Origin of the sequence: Nocardiopsis alba, from assembly GCF_000710955.1 — a bacterium.
Taxonomy (GTDB): Bacteria; Actinomycetota; Actinomycetes; order Streptosporangiales; family Streptosporangiaceae; genus Nocardiopsis; species Nocardiopsis alba.
On record NZ_BAZE01000012.1, the window covers coordinates 233,788 to 253,845 of the forward strand.

Here is a 20,058-nt window from a genome sequence, read left to right on the forward strand (position 1 = left end):
GCCCGGACGTTCCGGCCCGCCCCCTCCTCCGAACGTGATCCGGGACCGCGCCTCGCCGCGCGGCCCCTTGTGGAGTCGACACCCGTGAACAAGAACCTGACCATCAGCCTGTCCATCCTGGCGATCCTGGCCGTCGTGATCACCCTCGGGGTGTTCGCGTACTCGGGATCGGACGGTGAGGAGGCCTCCGGCCCACGCCCCTCCGCTCCCGAGGCCCCGCCGACCGCCTCGGCCGAACTCCTGGTCCGCGACGACAGCCGCTACCTCGACCGGGTCGAGGACGCCCAGGTCACCGTGGTGGAGTTCCTCGACTTCGAGTGCGAGGCCTGCTACGCCCAGTTCCCCGTGATGGAGCGGATCCGGGAGGACTACGAGGGACGGATCGATGTCGTGATCCGCTACTTCCCGCTCCCCGGGCACGCCAACTCCCGACCGGCCGCCGCGGCCGTCGAGGCCGCCGCCCAGCAGGACGCCCTCGACGAGATGTACGTCCGCATGTTCGAGACCCAGCCCGAGTGGGGCGAGAGCCGGGAGTCCCAGGCCGAGCTGTTCATCGGTTTCGCCGAGGACCTCGGCCTGGACGTCGACGAGTTCACCGAGGTGATGGAGTCGCCGGAGACCGAGGCCCGGGTCCAGGCCGACTTCGACGACGGGGTGGAGCTCGGCGTCCAGGGGACCCCGACGATCTTCGTCGACGGTGTCCGCACGTCGAGCATGCCCTCCTACGAGGAGCTCTCGTCGAGGATCGACGCGGGGCTGGGCGAATGACCCCGATCGAGGCCCCCGAACGGACCTCGACCGGTCCGGACGGGGCGATCATCGGACGCGTGCTGCCCTGGCTGCTGGCCCTGGGCGGAGCGGTGGGCCTGGTCGCGGCCACCGCCCTGCTGGTCGAGAAGCTCAAGGTCCTGGCCGACCCCGATCACGTGCCCGCGTGCAGCATCGACCCGGTGCTCTCCTGCGGCACCGTGATGACCACGCCCCAGGCCGAGGCCTTCGGCATCCCCAACCCGATCCTGGGGATCATCGGCTTCAGCGTGGTCGTCACGGTGGGGGTGGTCCTGCTCGCCGGGGCCCGCCCGCCCCGATGGTTCTGGCTCGGGCTCCAGGCGGGCACGCTGTTCGGCGCGGTCTTCGTGCACTGGCTGATCTTCCAGAGCCTGTACCGGATCGGGGCCCTGTGCCCCTACTGCATGGTCGTGTGGGCGGTGACCGCGCCGATCTTCTGGTACACGACCCTGCACAACGTCAGGGAGGGCCGGCTTCCCTCGACCCCGGGCGTCCGCAGGATCACCGACGTCCTGGTGCGCTACCACAGCACCGTGCTGTGCCTGTGGGCGGCGGCGTTGACCGTCGCGATCGCCCAGGCGTTCTGGACCTACTGGACCACCCTCATCTGACCCGGGGCACGGCGCCCCACCGCACCTCCCGCTCGCGACCGCGGCGGGGTGAGCGGTCGCCTGCCACGAACCGCCTCGGCGCCCGAGAGAGCGCCGACCACCTGCAAAGACCAGATGAACCACATCGACGTTGATGGGAGGACCGCACATGCTCTTCTCGATCCGGCCGCGCGTCGGCCGAAGATCGGATCCCGGCCGGACCCCACGAGGGGCACCGGGAACGACCTCACGGGCACGGGCCCTGGCGGTGTCCGCCGCCGCCCTACTGGTCCTGACCGGCTGTGCCGGGGGGACCGAGATCCAGACCGGTGGTGAGGAGGATCGTTTCATCTCGGGGGATGGGAGTGCGACCGTCTTCGAGGCGGGGGATCGTGTTCCGGTTCCTGAGGTGGGTGGGACGACCTTCGAGGGTGATGAGTTGGCGTTGGCCGACTATGAGGGTCGGATCCTGGTGTTGAACGTGTGGGCGAGTTGGTGTGGTCCGTGTCGTGCGGAGCAGCCGGTGTTGGACGAGGTGTTCGCCGAGTACGGGGGCCTGGGTGTGGATTTCCTGGGTGTGAACATCAAGGACAACGAGACGGCGGCGTTGGCCTACACCGAGAACAAGGGTGTGGAGTATCCGAGTCTGTACGACCAGCCGGGGGAGATTCCGCAGGCGTTCCGGGAGACGGTGCCGCCGCGGGCGATTCCGAGCACGTTGGTGATCTCTCCGGAGGGGGAGATCGCGGCTCGGGTGATCGGGCCGACGACGTACGGGCAGTTGACGGGGTTGTTGGATCCGTTGGTGGTGGAGTACGGGTTCGGGGATCCGCAGGAGCGGCCCCGCGTCTCCGAACAGGACTCCGAGACCTCCGACGATCCCGATGAGGAGGGGGCCTCTTCGGAGGGGTCCTCCGAGGACGGTGACTGATGGACGCCATCGGTACGACCGTCCTGACCGGTTCCCTGTTGTTGGCGGCTCCGTTGGCGTTGCTGGCGGGGTTGGTGTCCTTCCTGTCCCCGTGCGTGCTGCCGTTGGTGCCGGGTTATCTGTCCTACGTCTCCGGGATGAGCGGCTCCCATATCCGGGAACGCGACGGTGTCTCCGGGGGCGACCCCTGCCATGCGGATGGTTCCGACCCCGGTGCCGGTGGCACCGGGGGAGGCGCGACCGCGACCCTGTCCGACGTCGACGCGGAGTCGGCGCGGCGTCGGTGGACGATGGTGACCGGCAGCGTGCTGTTCATCGCGGGGTTCACGCTGGTCTTCGTGGCGGTCGGTGGTTTCATCGGCTGGTTGGGCGATCTGCTCATGGCCTACACCGACCCGATCACGCGGGTGCTGGGCCTGCTCACGATCGTGCTCGGGCTGGCGTTCATGGGTGTCATGCCCGGCTTCGGCCGCGAGTTCCGCTTCCACCGCCTGCCCCGCGCCGGTCTGGCCGGAGCCCCTCTGTTGGGGGTGTTGTTCGGGTTGGGCTGGACCCCGTGCATCGGCCCGACCCTGGCCGCGGTGCAGACCCTGGCCTTCGTCGAGGGCGGCGCCGGCCGGGGCATGTTCCTGTCCTTGATCTACTGCGTCGGTCTGGGGCTGCCCTTCGTGCTGGCCTCGTTGCTCTACCGGCGCGCGCTCAACGCCTTCGGATGGCTCAAGCGCCACACCCGCACGGTCACGGTGGTCGGCGGGGTCATGCTCGTCCTGGTCGGTCTGGCCATGGTGAGCGGGTTGTGGACCGAGATGACCATCGGGATGCAGCGTTGGGCCGCCGACTTCCAGACGGTGATCTGAGATGGCCGTCCTCTCCGAGAACAGTGGGAACACGATGACCGACAAGGGAGCCTCCGGACCGAAGGGTCTGGGGGTGATCGGGTGGGCGCGTTGGATCTGGCGCACGCTCACCTCGATGCGTACCGCGCTGATCCTGCTGTTCCTGCTCGCGGTGGGCGCCATCCCGGGCTCGTTCCTGCCGCAGAACGTGGTCAGCGTCGATCAGGTGGCCACCTTCTACCAGGACCATCCGGAGCTGGCCCCGTGGCTGGACCGGTTCTACCTGTTCGACGTGTTCTCCTCGCCCTGGTACGGGGCGATCTACCTATTGTTGTTCGTGTCGTTGGCGGGTTGCGTGATCCCGCGGGCCCTGGTGCACGCCAAGGCGGTCCGGGCCCGGCCGGTGGCCACCCCGAGGAACCTGTCGCGGATGCCCTACGTGGCCCGCTTCTCCACCGATACCCCTCCCGATGAGGTGTTGGCTCAAGCTCGGAAGGTGCTCAAGGGCTATCGGGTCGAGCGTTATGAGAACTCGGTCTCGGGCGAGACCGGTTACCTGCGCGAGGCCGGCAACGTGCTGTTCCACTTCGCGCTGTTGGGCCTGCTGTTGGCGCTGGCGGCCGGGGCGTTCTTCGGCTACCGGGGCAACATGCTCATCGTGGAGGGCGACGGTTTCGCCAACACGCTGCCCTCCTACGACGCGATCTACCCCGGCCACTGGACCGACACCGATGCCTTCGAACCCTTCACGATCAGGTTGGAGGAGTTCGAGGCCACCTTCATCGAGGAGGGGAACCTGCGCGGGCAGGCCTCCTCCTTCGTGGCGGACATCCGTTACCGGGAAGGGCCGGGAGAACCCGAGCAACAGCACACCCTGGAGGTCAACCACCCCTTGAGCGTCGACGGGGTGCAGATCTATCTGCTGGGGCACGGCTACGCGCCGCGGTTCGAGGTGCGCAACGCCGACGGCGACCTGGTCTTCGACCAGGCGGTGCCCTTCCTGCACCGGGAGACCATGACCTACACCTCGGACGGTGTCATCAAGGTCCCCGACACCGGAGGCGAGGAGCTCGGCTTCGTCGGGGTCTTCCTGCCCACCGCGATGGAGGACTCCGAGGGCGAACTGGTCTCGGGCTTCCCCGGGGTACAGAACCCGATGGTGACCCTGGAGGCCTACCAGGGTGATCTGGGGATGGTGGAGCCGCAGTCGGTCTACCAGTTGAAGACCGCCGGGATGGAGAACATCGGCGAGTCGCCCGTCATGGAGATCGGCGACACCTGGGAGCTGCCGGACGAGGCCGGGTCGATCACCTTCACCGGCGTCAAGGAGTACGCCACCTTGCAGAGCAACCGGGACGGGGCGCGCGTGCCGGCGCTGCTGGCCGCCTCCTCGGCCGTGGTCGGGCTTCTGCTGACGTTGTTCGTGCGTCCCCGACGGGTCTGGGTCCGCGCCATCCCGGGCGAGGACGGCCGCACGCGCGTCGAACTGGCCGGACTCGGCAAGACCGAGGTGGCCGGCGACAACGCCGAGTTCCACGAGATCACCACCAGGCTCGCCGGGAGACTCTCCGGCGGGTCCGACACCGGAAGGGAGGAACGGTGAGTCGGTTTCCGGCCGCACCGGCGAACGAGGGCATGGCGTCGATCATCGGCGCCTTCGCCGCCCGTGCCCCTTCCCTCGGGCGGGCGTTCGCCTCCGGTGGTCCGTGCCCGCAGGCCTGATTCGATGACGGGGCGGGGCGGAGCCGGGGGACCGGAACCGTCCCGCCCCCGTCGTTCCCGGGCTCCGGGCACCGTGATGGTGTCCTCGACCACAGATCGGTGATTCTCCGCTATGGGCGAGTGACCTTCAGTAGCATCGCGGTGTGACGCGAACGGCGATGAGGACCCACCGGAGGGGCAGGCTCCTGCCCGTACTCCTGGTGGTCATCACCGCCCTGCACATGATGTGCGCGGTGGGCTGGTTCCAGCCCGATCCGGAGCACGAGACGGGCCCCCGCCTCCAGGCCTCCACCGCCGAACGGATCGCCGAACCGGCGCCTTCGAGCGTCCCCGGAGGCCAACAGGCCGCCTGCGAACAGCACCACCCAGGCGGCACCGACCTCGTTCCCGTCCAGGAACGAGGAGCGGGCGACCAGGGCACGCCCCCGGTGACCGACACCGCCATGGCGACCCTGTGCCCGGAACCGTGGCCCTCCGTCTCCACCGGCGAGATGCGAGCGCTCAACACACGCCACGCGCGTCGCCGCCGGGAGAACTTCTCCTCACTGATCCCTCTGTGCGTCTGGCGCATATAGGAGCCGCTCCGGCCGTCCCGCCTCTCACGGCGCCGACGGCCCGTGGCCCCTGTCGGACATCCAGCACGTGAACCGGACCGGCGGGCCCCGAGGGACGTGATCCCCCCGGCCCCGCCGTCCCGTGGCGTGCCCACCGGAAGAGAACAGTATGCGGACGAACATCGCGCCCACACCCGTGCCCGCGCCCAGCCCCGCCGAATTCCTGGCCGCGCCGGCCACCACCATGCGCCGCACCCCGGCCGGAGCCGTGGGCAACACCCCGGTGCTGTGGGTCGGAGAACCCTACTGCGGGCCCGGTCGCGGCTTCTGGGCCAAGCTCGAAGGGCACAACCCCGGCGGCATCAAGGACCGGCCCGCCCTCTACATGATCGAACGCGCCCGTGAACTGGGACGGCTCGCGCCCGGCGGCCGGATCGTCGAATCGACCAGCGGCACCCTGGGACTGGGGCTCGCGCTGGCCGGCATCACCTTCGGCCACCCCGTCACCGTGGTGACCGACACCGGCATGGAACCGCTCATGGTCCACCTGCTGCGCGCCCACGGGGCCGAGGTGGACATCGTCGACACCCCGCACCCCCGAGGCGGATGGCAGCAGGCGCGCAGGGAACGCGTACGCGCGCTGCTCGACGCCGACCCCACCGCCTACAGCCCCGACCAGTACAACAACCCGCACAACGTCGAGGCCTACCGGGGTCTGGCCCACGAGCTCATCGCCCAGTTGGGACGCATCGACACGCTCGTCGCCAGCGTCGGCACCGGAGGACACTCCGCAGGGGTCGGCCGCGAACTGCGCCGTTTCCTGCCCCACCTGCGCGTGGTCGGTGTCGACGCCGTCGGGTCGGGCATCTTCGGCCAGCCCTCCGGCAAGCGGATCATGCGCGGCCTGGGCAGCAGCATCGTCCCCGGCAACGTCGACCACGGACTCTTCGACGAGGTCCACTGGGTCGACCCGGCGCGCGCCGTGCGCACGGCACGCACGCTGGCCGCCACGCACTATTGCAGCGGAGGCTGGAGCGTGGGCGCGGTCGCCACGGTCGCCCGATGGCTGGCCCACACCCGCCCCATCACCGAACGCGTCGTGGCGATCTTCCCGGACGGACCCCAGCGCTACTTCGACACCGTCTACAACGACGACTACTGCCGGGCCCACGGCCTGCTCGAGACCCCCTCCACCGAGGAGCCGGAGGAGATCTCCACCCCCTCGGAACGGGTCGTCACCGCGTGGACGCGCTGCGCCAAGGTGGGCGAGATCGCCGAGGGCCGCACGGACACGGTCGAGCGGGGCGGGCGATGATCACGACCTGGAACCGGCTCGCCTCGTTCGACCCGGCCGTGCGCCTGCTGATGGTCAACCAGCTGACCATCAACGCCGCCTTCTTCATGCTCATGCCCTACCTGGCTTTCCATCTGACCGACAGCGTCGGCGTCGCGGTGTGGGCGGTCGGGCTGATCCTGGGCGCCCGCAACCTGTGCCAACAGGGCATGTTCCTCGTCGGCGCGGGCCTGGCCGAACGGTTCGGCCACAAGTCCGCCATCATGGCGGGCTGCGGCCTGCGCACCATCGGGTTCGCGGCGCTGGGCTTCGCCGACTCCCTGGTCGTGCTGCTGCTCGCCTCGGCCCTGACCGGGTTCGCCGGGGCCCTGTTCAACCCCGCCGTGCGCGCCTACCTGGCGGCCTCGGCGGGGGAGCGCAGGGTGGAGGCCTTCGCGCTCTTCAACGTGTTCTACCAGGTGGGGTCGTTGATCGGTCCCCTGCTGGGCATGGCGCTGCTCTCCGTCGACTTCACCGTGGTCGCGACGGTGGCGGCGATCCTGTTCGCGGCCCTGACCGTGTGGCAGTGGCTCGCCCTGCCCACCACGACCCCCGGGACGGAGGACACCGACCGGGAGAGCGGTCGGGGCGTCATCGCGGGGATCGTGGACGTGTTCCGCGACGGACGCTTCCTCCTCATCGCGATCGCGATGTCGGGCACCTACCTGCTCAACTTCCAGGTCTACCTGTCGATCCCGTTGGCGACCCAGGACGCCGCGGTCGAGGTGGGGCTGGGCGCCGACCAGGGCCGGTACGCGGTGGCGTTCCTCTTCCTGGTCACCGCCCTGGTGACCATCGTCGGTCAGGTGCGGGTGGCCGCCTGGATCAAGGAACGGTGGGGCGCGGCCCGGGCACTCCCCGCGGGGGCCTTCATCATGGCGACGGCGTTCCTGCCGATGCTCGCAGCGCCCGCTCTGATCGAGGCGGGGAGCGGATCGGAGTCGTGGGTCGTGGCCCTGGTCGCGGTCACGGCGCCCGGCGTCCTCACGGTCGCGCTCCTGGGGCTGGGGACCATGGTCGCCTACCCCTTCGAGATGGACACGGTGGTCCGGCTGGCGGGGAGGCGCTCGGTGGCGCTGCACTACGGGCTGTACAACACCTGCTCGGGGGCGGCCATCACCCTCGGCAACCTCCTGGTCGGGGCGGGGCTCGATGCTCCCTCGCCGGAGGCCCGGAGCACGGTGTGGCTCTCGCTCGCCCTGGTGGGGGCGGTGTGCGCCACCGCCACCGCGCTGATCGGCCGGGCCGGCTGGTACTCGCCCCGACCCGAGCCGGAACCGGTGCCGGAACGGCGCCCGGTGTGACCGACGGCGGGCCGGCCCCGTGAGCAGGGCCGGCCCGCCGAAGAGGGGCCGCCGGCCCGACGGTCCGTGGAAGGGCCGTCGGGCCAGCGGGCTCACCCGGGCGAGGGCCGGGTGAGAACGGGGGTCAGGGCCGTCGGGCCCCGACGAAGTGGGCCGCCCAGTAGTCCGCGAGACGAACCTCGGAGATGGTCTTGCCGCTGCTGGGAGCGTGGACCATCATGCCGTTGCCGACGTACAGCCCGTTGTGGCCCAGATCGGGGAAGAAGAAGAGGATGTCCCCGGGCTGGATGTCCTCCCAGGCCACGGCGTTGGGCATCTCGTACTGGCTGTAGGTGGTGCGGGGGATGCTCACGCCCGCGGCCGCCCAGGAGGCCTGCGTCAGACCGGAGCAGTCATAGCCGTTCGGGCCGGTACCGCCCCACAGGTAGGGCACGCCGATCTTGCCGTACGCGAAGTCGATCGCCGCGCGCGCGTCGCCCGAGGCCGACCCCGTGTACACGGCGTCCTGGCCCTCCGACGTGTCGCTCTCACCGGCGGTCGTGGGGTTCTCGCCCTCGAAGGAGGCCAGCAGCTCCTCCTGCTCGGCCAGGGCCTTCTCGACCTCCTCCTTGGCCTCCTCCAACTCCTCGAGGAGTTCCTCGGCGTCCTCGTAGGTCGCGTCGGCCTCGTCCTTCAGGGCGATCAGGCGGGCGTCGCTCTCGGCGTAGTCCTCCAACCGTCGGCGCCGGCTCTCGGACAGGTACGACAGGTCGGCGGCCTGATCGAAGATCTCCGAGGGGTTGTCGACGTACAGCGCGACCGCCACCGAGTCCGGGTCGCTGGATTGATAACTGGCGGCGGCCAGCTCCCGGACCTTCTGGAGGAGAGCCTCGTAGACCTCCTCCTCGGAGCCGATCTGCGCGTCGATCTCCTCGACCCGCGCCTCGGCGGTCTCCAGAGCCTCCTCGGCCTCGTTGAACTCCTGGACCAGCGAGCTGGACTCCTCCAGGAGCTCCTCGATCCGCTGTTCCACCTCCTCCTGGGTCGGCTCGGGCTCGGCGTGGGCCACGGCCAGGGGAGCGGAGAAGGAACCGAGGGCCACGAAGGCGCCGATCGTCATCAGGCGCCGGTGGAGGCCGGGGGTCCGCTTCGAATCCATGGGATGCACCTCATCGTTGATCCCGCGACCGGGGCCGGTGGCCCGGGGTCGCGAGGGACCGACGCGGCGGTGAGGCCGTCGTCGGTGGTTCGCGTGGGAAGGGGGATCCGCGCCCGATCGACACGAGGCGGCGCCGCGCATGGGGGCGCGCCTCGGCGAGGGCGGGGATCAGGGGTGTGCCGGCCCGTCGGTCGACGGTTCGGGTGTCGACGAGGGGGCCGGGGCCGATCGGCCTACACCCTCCGCACGCACAGGGAGATGAGCGCTCGAACGCCGCCGAGGCGAGGTGTGGCGTGCCGTCGTCGGGCGAGCGTGACCTGGGAGGGGGAGCGCTCGGGAAGCGGGAGCCGGAGGAAGCCGAGGAGACCGAACCCGAGCAGCAGCGGTCCGATGGCCGAGCCGCCGCGCTGGTCGGCGACGGCGCCGTCGCTCTCCTGGCAGTGCTCGTCGATCGAGGCCATGGAGGCGGGCGGAACGGCCTGGGCCTCGGCGCTCGCGACGGGCGGGGGCCCGAACGAGAGGGGCTCGTCCTCCCAGGGGTGGCACAGCGAGATGAGGATGACCCCGAGAGCGAGCAGCACGGAGAACGCGGTCATCGTCCACGACCACGACGCTGATTTCGGACGGGGGTCACACACGGATGTGACGATACCGGAACCCGCGCCGCATCGCGGACGAGCCGGGCGTTCCGGGCCTCTGAGGGCGGCGCGCGCCGGACGCGACGACACAGAGGACCTTCGCGCGACGTTCCCGCGCGAAGGCCCTTTCGACGAGGTCGGGTCCGGTCAGCCCGCCAGCTCGGCCGACAGGGTGATCTCCGTGCCGGTGAGGGCCTGGCTCACCGGGCAGTTGGCCTTGGCGTTCTCCGCGGCCCGCTGGAAGTCCTCCTCGGAGATCCCGGGCACCCTGGCCTGGACCGTGAGGTGGACACCGGTGATACCCGTGCCCGGCTGGAAGGTCACCTCGGCACTGGTGTCCACCGTCTCGGGAGGGGTGCCCGCCTGGGACAGGCCGTGGGAGAGCGCCATCGAGAAGCAGGTGGAGTGGGCGGCGCCCAGCAGTTCCTCGGGGCTGGTGCGCCCGTTGGCCTGCTCGGCCCGGGAGGGCCACGTGACGTCGAAGGTTCCCACCCCGGAGGAGTCCAGGGACACCGTCCCCGATCCCTCCATGAGCGAGCCCTCCCAGTGCGTGGTCGATTTACGGGTGGTCGCCATGGGCGTGCTCTCCTCGTGTGGTCGAACGACGTCGGTGGGCCGGCGGCTGTCCGGCCGTGGACAGGGTCGCATCGGTTGGGCCGTGAAGGCGATGGAAACGCCGGTCCCTCCCCGGTTTCGGTCCGGTTCGTGGTGGAACGTGGCCCCTTGGCCGGAGGGGGACGCCGGTTCCGGTCGGACCGCAGCCGCACATCCCACCGGACCGTCCGGCCCGGTGCGGCCTCTACCCGAGCACCTCGGCCGTGACGGTGGAGGTCTCGGTGTTCAGCACGGCGTCGAAGGCGTCGACGACGGGGACGTGGAGGTAGGAGCTCTGGAGCCGGGTCCGGTCGGGCTCGGAGCCGTCGAGGGAGGATCGCCTGGGGCGCAGATCCACCAGGCCGGGGCCGAGGTCTCCGTCTGCGAAGACGGCCTCGACGGAACCGGGTTCGGGCGCCCCGAGTTCGGTGTCGTGCACGGTGAACCCGAAGGGCGCCGTCTCCTCCGGCACCATGTCCGCCGTGTTCCCGGAGACACCGGTCAGCGCCAGCGAGAAGTAGTCCCCGCCCAGCGCGTCGTGCAGGTAGTGCCCCATCGGGAACCCCGTGAGCCGGCCGTCGAAGAGGACCGGCGACTTCAGGATGTGGGCGTTGTGCGCGGCCAGCACGATCCGGGTCTCGGCGCCGCCGCGCTCCAGATGCCACAGCAGCGACGCGGCCATGGCGTGGTCACGCGCCGACACGTCGGCCGTCCGGCCGCGCCCGGCGAAGAGGTCGGCCATCGCACGGAAGGAGTAGTCCGTGTGGGCGGCGACCTCCAGCGTCCGCAGCGCGACGTCGTAGTCGCGTCGACCGCCCCGGGAGACATAGAGCGGTTCGACGGAACGGAAACGGATCGCCAGCCGGGAGAGCAGCGCGCCGAGAGCGTTCCGCTCGGCGGGGTCCAGGCGTTCCCACCTCGGCGCGGCCGCCGCCGCGGAGGGGCCGGCGAACGAGGAGGCGATCCTCATGGCCTCCTCGACCTCGGGCAGGAACTCGGGGTCGACCCGGCGCAGGTACCCGGCGACCAGGGACAGGGCGGGCAGCAGTGAACCCCCGGCGGCCGGGACGTCGACCCCGGCGAAGCCCACGGGCCGCTCCGCGCGCCGGTTGTGCTCGCGGACCCACCGCAGGGAAGCGTCGACCCCCACGGGGACGGCCGAGGCCAGGTGGTCCGTCAGATCCTCTTCGGTGCCCTCGCCCCGGGCCCAGGCGTCCAGCACGTGGCCCTCGGCGAAGCCGTACTCGAAGGCCAGGACGGTGAACCCGCAGCGCTCCACGAGGAAGCGCAGCACACGCCGACGCACGGCCGAGAACTCCTCGATGAAGTGCGAGTTCTCGCCGACCGCGACGACCCGCGCGTCGCCGATCAGCCCGCGCAGCGGCTCCAGGTCGTCCAGCGGGGCGTCGGGGTCGAGGTGAGTGAGCGGTGTGAAGTGATCGCGGGCCCAGGAGGAGAACGGGGAGGTCGGGGTCATGAGGGGACTCGATTCTCGATGCCGGAAGGCGGGGGCGGGGCGTCTTCACGGCGCGAAGCGCGCGATCCCCGGATCCTTCCACAGGCCTCCGATAATTCGAGTGACCGGCGACGGCGCCGCTGCTAACCTCCTCCCCATGAGTGCTTCGAGTGCCGCCGCCTGCGCCGCGGTGACCAGGACGTTCCGCTAGCGGCGGGGCGTTCCACACACCTTTCTCTTCTCCTTCGGGATGCCCGGCCGCTTCGTGATCAGACCGAAGCGGCACCTTCGTGCTGCTCGGAATCCCTTCCTGAGCAACGGAGCACCTGATGTTTCCAGGCATGCCCTCTTCCCGGGGGCACGGCCCCTCTCGCGCACGTTCGTGGCTGGTGTTGTGCGCGATGTCGATGTTGCAGTTCTTCATCGCGGTCGACGTGACCGTGGTCAACATCGCCCTGCCTTCGATCGGCGATGACTTCGGGGTCGACGGTCACGCCCTGACCTGGGTCGTGGTCGGCTACACGATCACCGGCGGCGGACTGCTGATGCTCGGCGGCCGGCTGGGCGACCTCCTGGGCCGGCGCCGCGTCCTCCTGGCGGGCACCACCCTGTTCGGCGTAGCCTCACTCCTGGCCGGGGTGGCCCCCACCTTCGGGGTGCTGGTCCTGGCGCGCCTCCTGCAGGGCGTCGGCGAGGCCATCGCCCTCCCGGCCGCCATGGCCACCATCGTGCTGATGTTCCCCGAGGGGCGGAGCAGGTCGCGCGCGCTGAGCGTGTGGGCCGCTGTGGCCAGCTGTGGGCTGGTGCTCGGCTTCGTCCTGTCCGGGGTCATCACCGCCCACCTGGGCTGGCGTTGGGTCTTCCTGATCTCGGTGCCGTTCATCCTGGTCGTCGTCGTGGCGGCGCTCGTCCTCGTCGAACGCGACCGTCCGGTCGCCCGTGAGGCGGGCCGACTCGACGTGCCGGGCGCGCTGCTGCTGACCGCCTCCCCGCTGCTGTTCACCTACGGGGTGGTCGAGGCGGGCGAACCCGGAACGCCCTCCTGGGTGAGCGTGGCCTCCCTGGCCGGCGCGGTGCTGGCCGGCGTCGGGTTCGTCCGGGTGGAGGCCCGCTCCTCGGAGCCTCTTCTGCCGCTGAGCTTCTTCGCCGACCGGTCGAGGGTCACGGCCAACGTGACCACGATGCTGCTCAGCGGGGCGCTGTCGACCTCGTTCCTGCTGTTCACGTTCTACCTTCAGGACCATCTCGGCATCGGCCCGCTGGGAGCCGGACTCATGATGCTGCCGCTCGCGGTCTCCCTGATCGTGTTCTCCACGCTCGTGCCCCGGCTGCTCGGCCGGTGGGGAGCGCGCGTGTGCGTTCTGACGGGGCTCGGGTTCACCGTGGCCGCGATGACCCTGATCGCGACGGTGGCCGTTCTGGGCGCCGAGGCGCCCTGGCTGGTCCCGGCGATGCTGCTGATCGCGGCCGGGATGGGCTTCGGGCTCGTGGGCCTTCAGTACATCGCGGTCAGCGGGGTGACCGAGGAGGACGCCGGGATCGCCTCGGGCGTGCAGCGGGCCGCCGACCAGCTCGGCGGCGCCACCGGTGTGGCGGTCTGCGTGGGGATCGGGTTCGCCCCCGCCCTGCACACCGCCGACCCGTTCCTGGTGGCCGCGCTGTTGGCGGGCGTCGGGCTCGTCATCGGAACCCTGGTGATCCTGCGTACGCCGGAGCCGGCCGCCGTCGAGCCGAGTGAGCAGGCCGGCTGAGTGACCGCCCGCCGTCGCACGCGAGCCCTCATCGCGCCCGCGACCGTGACGGCGGGCGGCCCTTCGCCCATCACTTCTCGGAGAGGTCCTCCATGACGTGCTTGCGGCTGCTCTCGTAGATGATCTGGCTCCGGAAGCTCACGACCTCACGCCGCTGACTGAGCCGGTCGATGAGGAAGTCGTGCAGGTGGTCCAGGTCCCGGGCCGAGACCTGGATGAGGAAGTCGTCGTCCCCGGCCACCACGAACACGGCCGACACCTCGGGGAGGGCGATCAACGCCTTCTTGAACGCGTCGATCACGGATCTGCTCAAGGGGCGCAGACGCGCGGAGACGAAGGCCTCGACCCGACGGTCGAGCGCGGCCGGGTCGATGTCGGCGTGGTACCCGCGGATCACCCCGCGCTCGACGAGCGAACGCACGCGTTCCAGACAGGTGGAGGGGGCGATCCCGACGGTGCGGGCGAGCTCCCGGTTGGTCTGCCGTGCGTTCAGTTGGAGTTCGCGGATGATCACCGAATCAAGTTCGTCCATGCGGCCACTTTAACCCGATCTCCGAACTTCCTTCGATTCACTGGAATTAAAGCCGTTCATATATCTAATATCTGCGTGGATCAACGGACGAATGATTTGGAGAAGGCCCGTGAAGCCGTCCATGAAGATGATCATCGCCCTGCGTGAGGGGCTCGAACCGGCGCTCGCCGCCAACGCCGCCGCCGTGCTGGGGCTGGCCATGGGCGGCCGACCGGAGGACTCTGTCGCCGCGGACGGTAAGGACGCCTCGGGGAACGTCCACGCGGGGCTCAACCCTCATCCGGTGCCCACGCTCACGGCCTCGGCGGACCTGCTCCGCGAGCTCTACGAGAAGGCGTCGGCGAGGGAGGACATCGTCACCGTGGGCTTCAACGAGGTGGCGCGGCGGTCCCGAACCTATGAGGAGTACGAGACCGCCTTGGCCGCGACGCCCGCCTCGGGGATCGACCACGTCGGCCTGGCGCTCTTCGGGCCTCGCAACGCGATCACGAGGCTGACGAAGAGGCTTCCCCTGCTGGCTTGAGTCGAGGGCGATCGAGGGGAGGGGCATGGCTCAGGGGCGATCGCCCCTGCGGGGGAGGACCTCGATCGCGGCGTCCGCCCCCTCGTCGGTGTAAACCGAAGGTGCACCCGACTTCGGTTCATTTAAGAACGCGCATCCCAAATGACCCCCTGATTCGAATCAAGTAACAGGAGAGTATTGATGAAGCGAGTCAATGAAGAAGAGTTGGAGTACGACTACGACGCCTACGGTGCTGCCCTGTTGGATGGGGAGCCGTTCACGGGAGAGGCGATCGAGATATTAGGAGGTGCGGTTGTTGGTCTGACGACCTTCGTTAGCGGCATGGAAGACGGTCCGCAGGTGGAATGGTACGGGAGTGGTCAAATTCGATCGGAGGGTCAGGTTTCCCGCGTCGCGGGGGCTATTGGTGTTTGGAGTGAATGGAACGAATCGGGTCAACTTGTGGAGAGGAAAGAATTCAATGAGAAGGGGAAGCTGATATCTTTGCGTCAATGGGACGGGAATGGAGTCCTGGTCAAGGGCAACTCCTATGATCCCAAGAATGGAACTGCTGATCTTTGGTCATGCGGTCGCCAGGGCTCTCGATGAGGTACCTGTACCTCGTCGCCGCGGATCTGAGAGGGACGGTGTTCGACGTCTGTGATTTCACGAAGGCGCCGCGCGCCTGTCCCCCCACGCACGTGGGGATGGGCCAGATCCGAGCCCGTTAGCGTCGGGGCATGGCCTCTGATCCCACGGAATCCTTCGCCCGTCCCCGTGTTGCCGCCGGCGCCCTGTTCTTCGATGAGCAGGGGCGGGTGATGATGGTGGTCCCCACCTATAAGGACTATCTGGATATCCCCGGCGGCTACATCGAGCATGGGGAGACCCCGAGCCAGGCCGCCGCGCGTGAGGTGGAGGAAGAGCTGGGCATCACCCCGCCGATCGGGCGGCTCTTGGTCGTGGACTGGGCGCCGAACCTCGCAGAGGGAGACAAACAGCTGTTCGTCTTCGATGGGGGAGTCCTCGATCGGCGGTGGCTCGACCAGATCTCTTTGGACCCGGCTGAGCTGGCCGGCTATGAGTTCCATGAGGTGGCTTCGATCGAGACGGCGACGATCCCGCGGCTCGCTCGCAGGATCGTTCAAGGGGCTCGTGCGCGTCGTGAGGGGACGACGGTCTATCTGGAGAACGGCGAGGCCGTTCAGTAGTTGCTCCCCGACCCTCCTCCGAGGGGCGAGTTCCTCGTCTTCGGAGTGCGAAAGGGCCCTCGGCTCGGAGCGTGGCTCCGGACCAAGGGCCTGGGGGTGCGCGAGCTCATCGCCGCGTAGGGCCGTCTCCGGGGGAGAACGGAAGGAACGGATCGCTCCCGCCGCCTCCTGCGCCGACCCCGGGTAGCCGGATCACCAGCCCCGCCAGGCCTGCCTCTCCTTCTCCGTGATGACCGCCGGACCGTTCGGCGAGCCCTGGTTCATCCAGTCGGAGAGGTCGTTGTTGCCGACGAAGAGATTGGCCGCCATGCTCCGCACCTTGTCCGAGGGCAGGCGGAAGGACCACCCGACGTTGTCCTCCAGGGGTACGACCAGGACGGTGCGGTCGGAGCCGCTCATGGAGGCGTGGTCGGCGATCACGACCACTTCCTCGCCGGTCTCCTCGTCTTCGTTTTCGTCCTCGTTCGGACGGACGATCGCCATCACCTGCTCCGGTGTGGCCCCCGCGAACGCCGGATCGTCCACGATCTGCACGTAGGGCTGGTACTCCTCTGGGGTCTCCACCCGGGGGTCGAGGCGGTCCACATCCTCGGCGAGAGTGGCCCAAGCGCGGTCGTTGCTGAAGTCGGTGCGCACGAGCAGCCCCCAGTTGTTCTGGGTGACCACGGGCAGGGGTGCGACGGGTGGCCGGTAGTGGGGCGGGTGGGTCGCGGTCTCCAGGACCTCGCCCATCACTTCGGAGACGCCGTCCAACCAGTCCTCGTAGGACTCGTCGGGTTCGAGTTCGACCTCGGCGGCGCCGCACTCCTTGTGGTGCTCCAGGGTGTCCTCGATGCCGGGGCGGTGCGTGACCAGGTAGGTCATGGCCGCTTGGCGGGGCGTGACGCGGAAGCGGTAGAGATCGTCGTCGTCGGGGAGGAAGGCCGTGAGCGGGCGCAGTGCGGGATCGCGGGTGGTGCCGCGGTCGGCGATCAGGACCAGGTCGGGAACCCAGACGTCCTCGCCGCTCAGTGCCTCGGACACATCCACGGGGGCGGCGCCTCGCCAGGCGGGGTCCTGGGAGATGAGCAGGCGCCGGGGGATGGGCCCCTGGGCCGGGGGCAGGGGTTGTCCGGGGGAGTGGGCGACCATGCCGGGCAACTCGCCCATACGCGAGAGCACGTCGTTCCAGGTGGTGTCGTCGCAGTCGCCGCGGATCAGTAGCGCGCCGGGCACGCGCTCGGTCTCGCCGTCGGGGGACAGGGGCAGGGCGGGGGACATCGGGGGCCTCTTCACGGTCGCGGCCTATGGTTCGTCCCTTGTATCGGTCGGGCCCGACAAACCGGTGCCCCGGGGGTGAGGGCAGAGGCCGGTCTCTACGCCAGGACCGATGATCTCGGATGGCCTGTTCCGGTCACGGCCATTGGCCGAGCACGGGGAGAAACCTAGGCTGGCCAGCCTCCCTGACCCTCTTCCCCGGAGCCTCATTGAGTTACGACACGGTCGCGCTGGTCGCCCAGGAACCCGGCCTGGAAACGGTCGCCCGCACCCTGGAACGGACCGTCCCGGGTCTGTGGATACAAGCCCACCCAGGGATCGGTCTGCTCGAACTGCGCAGCGATGACCGAAGGTGCGCCCGACTTCAGTTCATTTAAGCACGCGCATCCCAAATAGTGTCCTGATTCGAATCAAGTAACGGGAGGGTATTAATGAAGCGAGTCAATGAAGAAGAGTTGGAGTACGACTACGACGACTACGGTGCTGCCCTGTTGGATGGGGAGCCGTTTACGGGAGAGGCGATCGATAAATCAGGCGATGTGGTCGTTGGTCTGACGACCTTCGTTGACGGTAGGGAAGACGGTCCACAGGTGGAGTGGTACGAGAGTGGTCAAATTCGAGCGGAGGGTTGGGCTTCCCGATTTGGAGGGGCTGCGGGAGTTTGGAGTGAATGGAACGAATCGGGTCAACTTGTGGAGAGGAAAGAATTAGATGAGAAGGGGAATCTGATATCTTGGCGCCAATGGGGCGAGGATGGAGCCCTGATCAAGGATGAAACCTATGACCCTCTGTGGTGATCCCGGGAATGGAACTGCTGATCTTTGGTCATGCGGTTGTCGGGGGCTCTCGATGAGGTACAGGTACCTCATCGCCGAGGACCTGAGAGGGACGGTGTTCGACGGCTGTGATTTCACGAAGGCCGAGTTGCAGGGCTCTCTGATCGAGGGTGCCCGGTTCGTCGAGGCGAACTTCTATAAGGCCTGCCTTTCCGAGTGCTCGGGGGAGGGCGCCGACTTCACCGGTGCTCGGCTCGTAGGGGCGGAGTTCTATCGCTCGGAACTGGCCGGATCGGTGTGGTCCGGTGCCTGGATCAACGCGTCATGGATGCACGAGACCGACCTGAGGGGAGCGGATCTGAGAGGGGTCTGGTTCGGCCCTGATGACAGGGCGGGACGTACCAGGTTCGTCTCCACTCGGATCGGGGGCGCGGACGTGCGGGGCGCGGGCGGATGGGTCGAGGGTTCGGCGGATGTCGGACCTCCCGGGGAGCCTCGCGTGCTCGTCGGGGACGAACTCGCGGCCTGGTTCGCCGAGCAGGGCGCGCCGGAGGTGAGGGTCGGTAACGTCTGACGTGGATCCGGGCCGTTCCGTGCCTGTGCTTCCGGCCGATGGCCGGTTCATGATGTTCGGGCTTGAGCATGGAAGGTTCCCCGTGCTTCGGGTGCTCCGGATGGCGCTTATCCCGACCAGGGGCATCGATTCTCTCCAGGCGAGCTCGGATCAAGATCGAAGATGCCGGGAAAGTCGGTCCGGATTCACGAGAAATTGATGCGTGCGCACTCGGAGGTGGTGAGGAAGGCATGAACTCAGGGCCTGCTGACCGGATCAACGGTCGACGTGCGCGGGACATGATCGGCAAGGATCCGACCCCCGTGCGTTACTACATGATCCGGTGGGAAGGGCTTCCCATCGGAGCGCTTTTGGTCCAAGGGGAGCGCAATACCAGGTTCCTCGCGGTCATGGGGGCGACCGACCTGGAAACCAGGATCAGCTCGAGTAAGGCCTGGGGGAGTCGTCTGTCGAAGGACGCTGAAGAAGGGTTCGGCCCGATCGATTCCATTCGAAGGTGGAAAGGGGTGCCGTCGCAGCCGGGGGTCGGCGGAATCCCGCAAGACGCCCGACTCCATACGTGCGCCGACCTGGGTGAGCTGAGCCGGCTCCTCAACCCTGGTCACGAGCCAGAGAAGGACACCATCAACGAGCGTCTCCAAGATCCTCACATGTTGTACGGGCGGGATCGGGGGCCGTTCGTAACGAAGAGGGTCGACACGGGTTACAGGATCCTGGCCCGCGGGGAAGTCCTCTACCGTCCGGTGCGTATGGAGGGGACGATCATCGGCTTCTTGTGGGCTTCCGACGCGGAGAACGCCCGGGGTTATGAACCGCGACCCGTGGCCGGTCCGTCGGCATGGCGTGCCGAGAGCTGGTGGATCGATCAGGCCGCCGAAGCGGCGGCCAGGGGGTTGACACCTGTTGGTGCCCTTCGTGAGCGCATCGGGATGCCCGAGGATCCCGTCGGGGGACGGCTCGATTCAAGCGACGACGAACTCATTGCTGCCTCGACGAGAGACCTCCGACAGATCGCCAGGCCGACCTGAGCCCCACGCGCGTGGGATGGACCGACCACGACAGTCGACCGCGCCGGACCAGTTCACCTGGGCTCCACCCACGCCGGGGCGATCCCATTTTGTCCAAGCAGCCCCTGAATCTGCCCCCTGTTCCTCGCGAAAATGTCTAGGCTGATGGGAGTGGTGTTCGGGCGGGTGGTTGCGGGATGTCTGGTTTGTCTGTTTTTCAACAACGTGCAGAAATGACGGGTCTGCTGGGGTAGCGTCGCAGGTCAGGAAGACTGCTCCCCGTGCACGCGGGGATGGACCCTGGTGGGCCTGCCCGGGTCATCGTCGTATTCACTGCTCCCCGTGCACGCGGGGATGGACCCACGTCGCTATGAGGGCACAGGAAAATGCAGAACTGCTCCCCGTGCACGCGGGGATGGACCCACTCCCAACTCCGGAAGTTCGGAAGTCCCGAACTGCTCCCCGCGCACGCGGGGATGGACCCACCCGAGCGGCCTACGCTCAGGACCGGGCCCACTGCTCCCCGCGCACGCGGGGATGGACCCCGGATCCGGTTGGCCTCC

Annotated in this window: 23 protein-coding genes; 17 read left to right on the forward strand and 6 right to left on the reverse strand. The window is 68.8% G+C overall.

Annotation, left to right across the window (positions count from 1 at the left end):
* Positions 1-84 precede the first annotated feature (84 nt).
* The 9 genes from TR33_RS21075 to TR33_RS21110 all read left to right on the forward strand — a co-directional run bounded on the left by TR33_RS21075 (position 85) and on the right by TR33_RS21110 (position 8,059).
* The gene (locus TR33_RS21075; protein WP_014912845.1) at positions 85-768 is read left to right on the forward strand and encodes a DsbA family protein; all 684 of its coding nucleotides are present in this window, start codon (positions 85-87) and stop codon (positions 766-768) included.
* Entirely contained in the window at positions 765-1,400 is a 636-nt protein-coding gene (locus TR33_RS21080) for a vitamin K epoxide reductase family protein (protein ID WP_014908648.1), read from the forward strand. Before TR33_RS21075 ends, TR33_RS21080 begins: the two co-directional genes overlap by 4 nt.
* Before the next feature lie 148 nt (positions 1,401-1,548).
* Positions 1,549-2,310, forward strand: coding sequence for a TlpA family protein disulfide reductase (locus TR33_RS21085; RefSeq protein WP_234305910.1), 762 nt, complete (start codon positions 1,549-1,551; stop codon positions 2,308-2,310).
* Positions 2,310-3,167: a cytochrome c biogenesis CcdA family protein gene (locus tag TR33_RS21090; protein WP_014912252.1), complete on the forward strand. Its 858-nt coding sequence runs from the start codon at positions 2,310-2,312 to the stop codon at positions 3,165-3,167. Before TR33_RS21085 ends, TR33_RS21090 begins: the two co-directional genes overlap by 1 nt.
* 1 nt (position 3,168) lies before the next feature.
* Entirely contained in the window at positions 3,169-4,749 is a 1,581-nt protein-coding gene (gene resB, locus TR33_RS21095; protein WP_042284892.1) for a cytochrome c biogenesis protein ResB, read from the forward strand.
* The gene (locus tag TR33_RS27440) at positions 4,746-4,868 is read left to right on the forward strand and encodes a hypothetical protein (protein WP_267880670.1); all 123 of its coding nucleotides are present in this window, start codon (positions 4,746-4,748) and stop codon (positions 4,866-4,868) included. Before resB ends, TR33_RS27440 begins: the two co-directional genes overlap by 4 nt.
* A gap of 143 nt (positions 4,869-5,011) precedes the next feature.
* Entirely contained in the window at positions 5,012-5,443 is a 432-nt protein-coding gene (locus TR33_RS21100) for a hypothetical protein (protein ID WP_159068812.1), read from the forward strand.
* A gap of 148 nt (positions 5,444-5,591) precedes the next feature.
* Positions 5,592-6,737, forward strand: a complete 1,146-nt coding sequence (locus TR33_RS21105) for a PLP-dependent cysteine synthase family protein (RefSeq protein ID WP_042284896.1) — start codon at positions 5,592-5,594, stop codon at positions 6,735-6,737.
* On the forward strand, positions 6,734-8,059 hold the full coding sequence (locus TR33_RS21110; RefSeq protein WP_042284898.1) for an MFS transporter: 1,326 nt from the start codon (positions 6,734-6,736) through the stop codon (positions 8,057-8,059). Before TR33_RS21105 ends, TR33_RS21110 begins: the two co-directional genes overlap by 4 nt.
* A 124-nt stretch (positions 8,060-8,183) precedes the next feature.
* Here TR33_RS21110 and TR33_RS21115 read toward each other — a convergent pair whose 3' ends face one another.
* The 4 genes from TR33_RS21115 to TR33_RS21130 all read right to left on the reverse strand — a co-directional run bounded on the left by TR33_RS21115 (position 8,184) and on the right by TR33_RS21130 (position 11,906).
* The gene (locus TR33_RS21115) at positions 8,184-9,197 is read right to left on the reverse strand and encodes a C40 family peptidase (protein ID WP_042284900.1); all 1,014 of its coding nucleotides are present in this window, start codon (positions 9,195-9,197) and stop codon (positions 8,184-8,186) included.
* 233 nt (positions 9,198-9,430) lie between these two features.
* Positions 9,431-9,793 (reverse strand): hypothetical protein, encoded by a 363-nt coding sequence (locus TR33_RS21120; RefSeq protein WP_042284903.1) that lies wholly within the window; start codon positions 9,791-9,793, stop codon positions 9,431-9,433.
* A gap of 189 nt (positions 9,794-9,982) precedes the next feature.
* Entirely contained in the window at positions 9,983-10,411 is a 429-nt protein-coding gene (locus TR33_RS21125; RefSeq protein ID WP_014913421.1) for an OsmC family protein, read from the reverse strand.
* A 223-nt stretch (positions 10,412-10,634) separates the two neighbouring features.
* On the reverse strand, positions 10,635-11,906 hold the full coding sequence (locus tag TR33_RS21130; protein WP_042284904.1) for an erythromycin esterase family protein: 1,272 nt from the start codon (positions 11,904-11,906) through the stop codon (positions 10,635-10,637).
* 320 nt (positions 11,907-12,226) lie between these two features.
* On the opposite strand from TR33_RS21130, the gene TR33_RS21135 reads away from it, so the two are divergent.
* Complete coding sequence (locus tag TR33_RS21135; protein ID WP_234305912.1) at positions 12,227-13,636, forward strand: MFS transporter; 1,410 nt, start codon at positions 12,227-12,229, stop codon at positions 13,634-13,636.
* Positions 13,637-13,706: 70 nt separating this feature from the next.
* On the opposite strand, the gene TR33_RS21140 is transcribed toward TR33_RS21135, so the two are convergent.
* Positions 13,707-14,168 (reverse strand): Lrp/AsnC family transcriptional regulator, encoded by a 462-nt coding sequence (locus TR33_RS21140; RefSeq protein WP_041561649.1) that lies wholly within the window; start codon positions 14,166-14,168, stop codon positions 13,707-13,709.
* 109 nt (positions 14,169-14,277) lie between these two features.
* Here TR33_RS21140 and TR33_RS21145 point away from each other — a divergent pair, with 109 nt between their 5' ends.
* The 3 genes from TR33_RS21145 to TR33_RS21150 all read left to right on the forward strand — a co-directional run bounded on the left by TR33_RS21145 (position 14,278) and on the right by TR33_RS21150 (position 15,881).
* Positions 14,278-14,691 (forward strand): DUF2000 domain-containing protein, encoded by a 414-nt coding sequence (locus TR33_RS21145; protein ID WP_108914161.1) that lies wholly within the window; start codon positions 14,278-14,280, stop codon positions 14,689-14,691.
* 180 nt (positions 14,692-14,871) lie between these two features.
* The gene (locus TR33_RS26735) at positions 14,872-15,279 is read left to right on the forward strand and encodes a toxin-antitoxin system YwqK family antitoxin (protein ID WP_159068813.1); all 408 of its coding nucleotides are present in this window, start codon (positions 14,872-14,874) and stop codon (positions 15,277-15,279) included.
* A 131-nt stretch (positions 15,280-15,410) separates the two neighbouring features.
* Complete coding sequence (locus TR33_RS21150) at positions 15,411-15,881, forward strand: NUDIX domain-containing protein (protein WP_042284911.1); 471 nt, start codon at positions 15,411-15,413, stop codon at positions 15,879-15,881.
* A 192-nt stretch (positions 15,882-16,073) separates the two neighbouring features.
* On the opposite strand, the gene TR33_RS21155 is transcribed toward TR33_RS21150, so the two are convergent.
* Complete coding sequence (locus TR33_RS21155) at positions 16,074-17,141, reverse strand: DUF6924 domain-containing protein (protein WP_014908189.1); 1,068 nt, start codon at positions 17,139-17,141, stop codon at positions 16,074-16,076.
* A 206-nt stretch (positions 17,142-17,347) separates the two neighbouring features.
* Here TR33_RS21155 and TR33_RS26740 point away from each other — a divergent pair, with 206 nt between their 5' ends.
* From TR33_RS26740 to TR33_RS21165, 4 genes are all read left to right on the forward strand, one after another.
* Positions 17,348-17,515, forward strand: coding sequence for a hypothetical protein (locus TR33_RS26740; RefSeq protein WP_014913589.1), 168 nt, complete (start codon positions 17,348-17,350; stop codon positions 17,513-17,515).
* Positions 17,516-17,569: 54 nt separating this feature from the next.
* Positions 17,570-17,935: a toxin-antitoxin system YwqK family antitoxin gene (locus tag TR33_RS26745; protein WP_148281572.1), complete on the forward strand. Its 366-nt coding sequence runs from the start codon at positions 17,570-17,572 to the stop codon at positions 17,933-17,935.
* A 52-nt stretch (positions 17,936-17,987) separates the two neighbouring features.
* On the forward strand, positions 17,988-18,488 hold the full coding sequence (locus TR33_RS21160) for a pentapeptide repeat-containing protein (protein WP_017536543.1): 501 nt from the start codon (positions 17,988-17,990) through the stop codon (positions 18,486-18,488).
* 302 nt (positions 18,489-18,790) lie between these two features.
* On the forward strand, positions 18,791-19,516 hold the full coding sequence (locus TR33_RS21165; protein ID WP_234305913.1) for a hypothetical protein: 726 nt from the start codon (positions 18,791-18,793) through the stop codon (positions 19,514-19,516).
* Positions 19,517-20,058 lie beyond the last annotated feature (542 nt).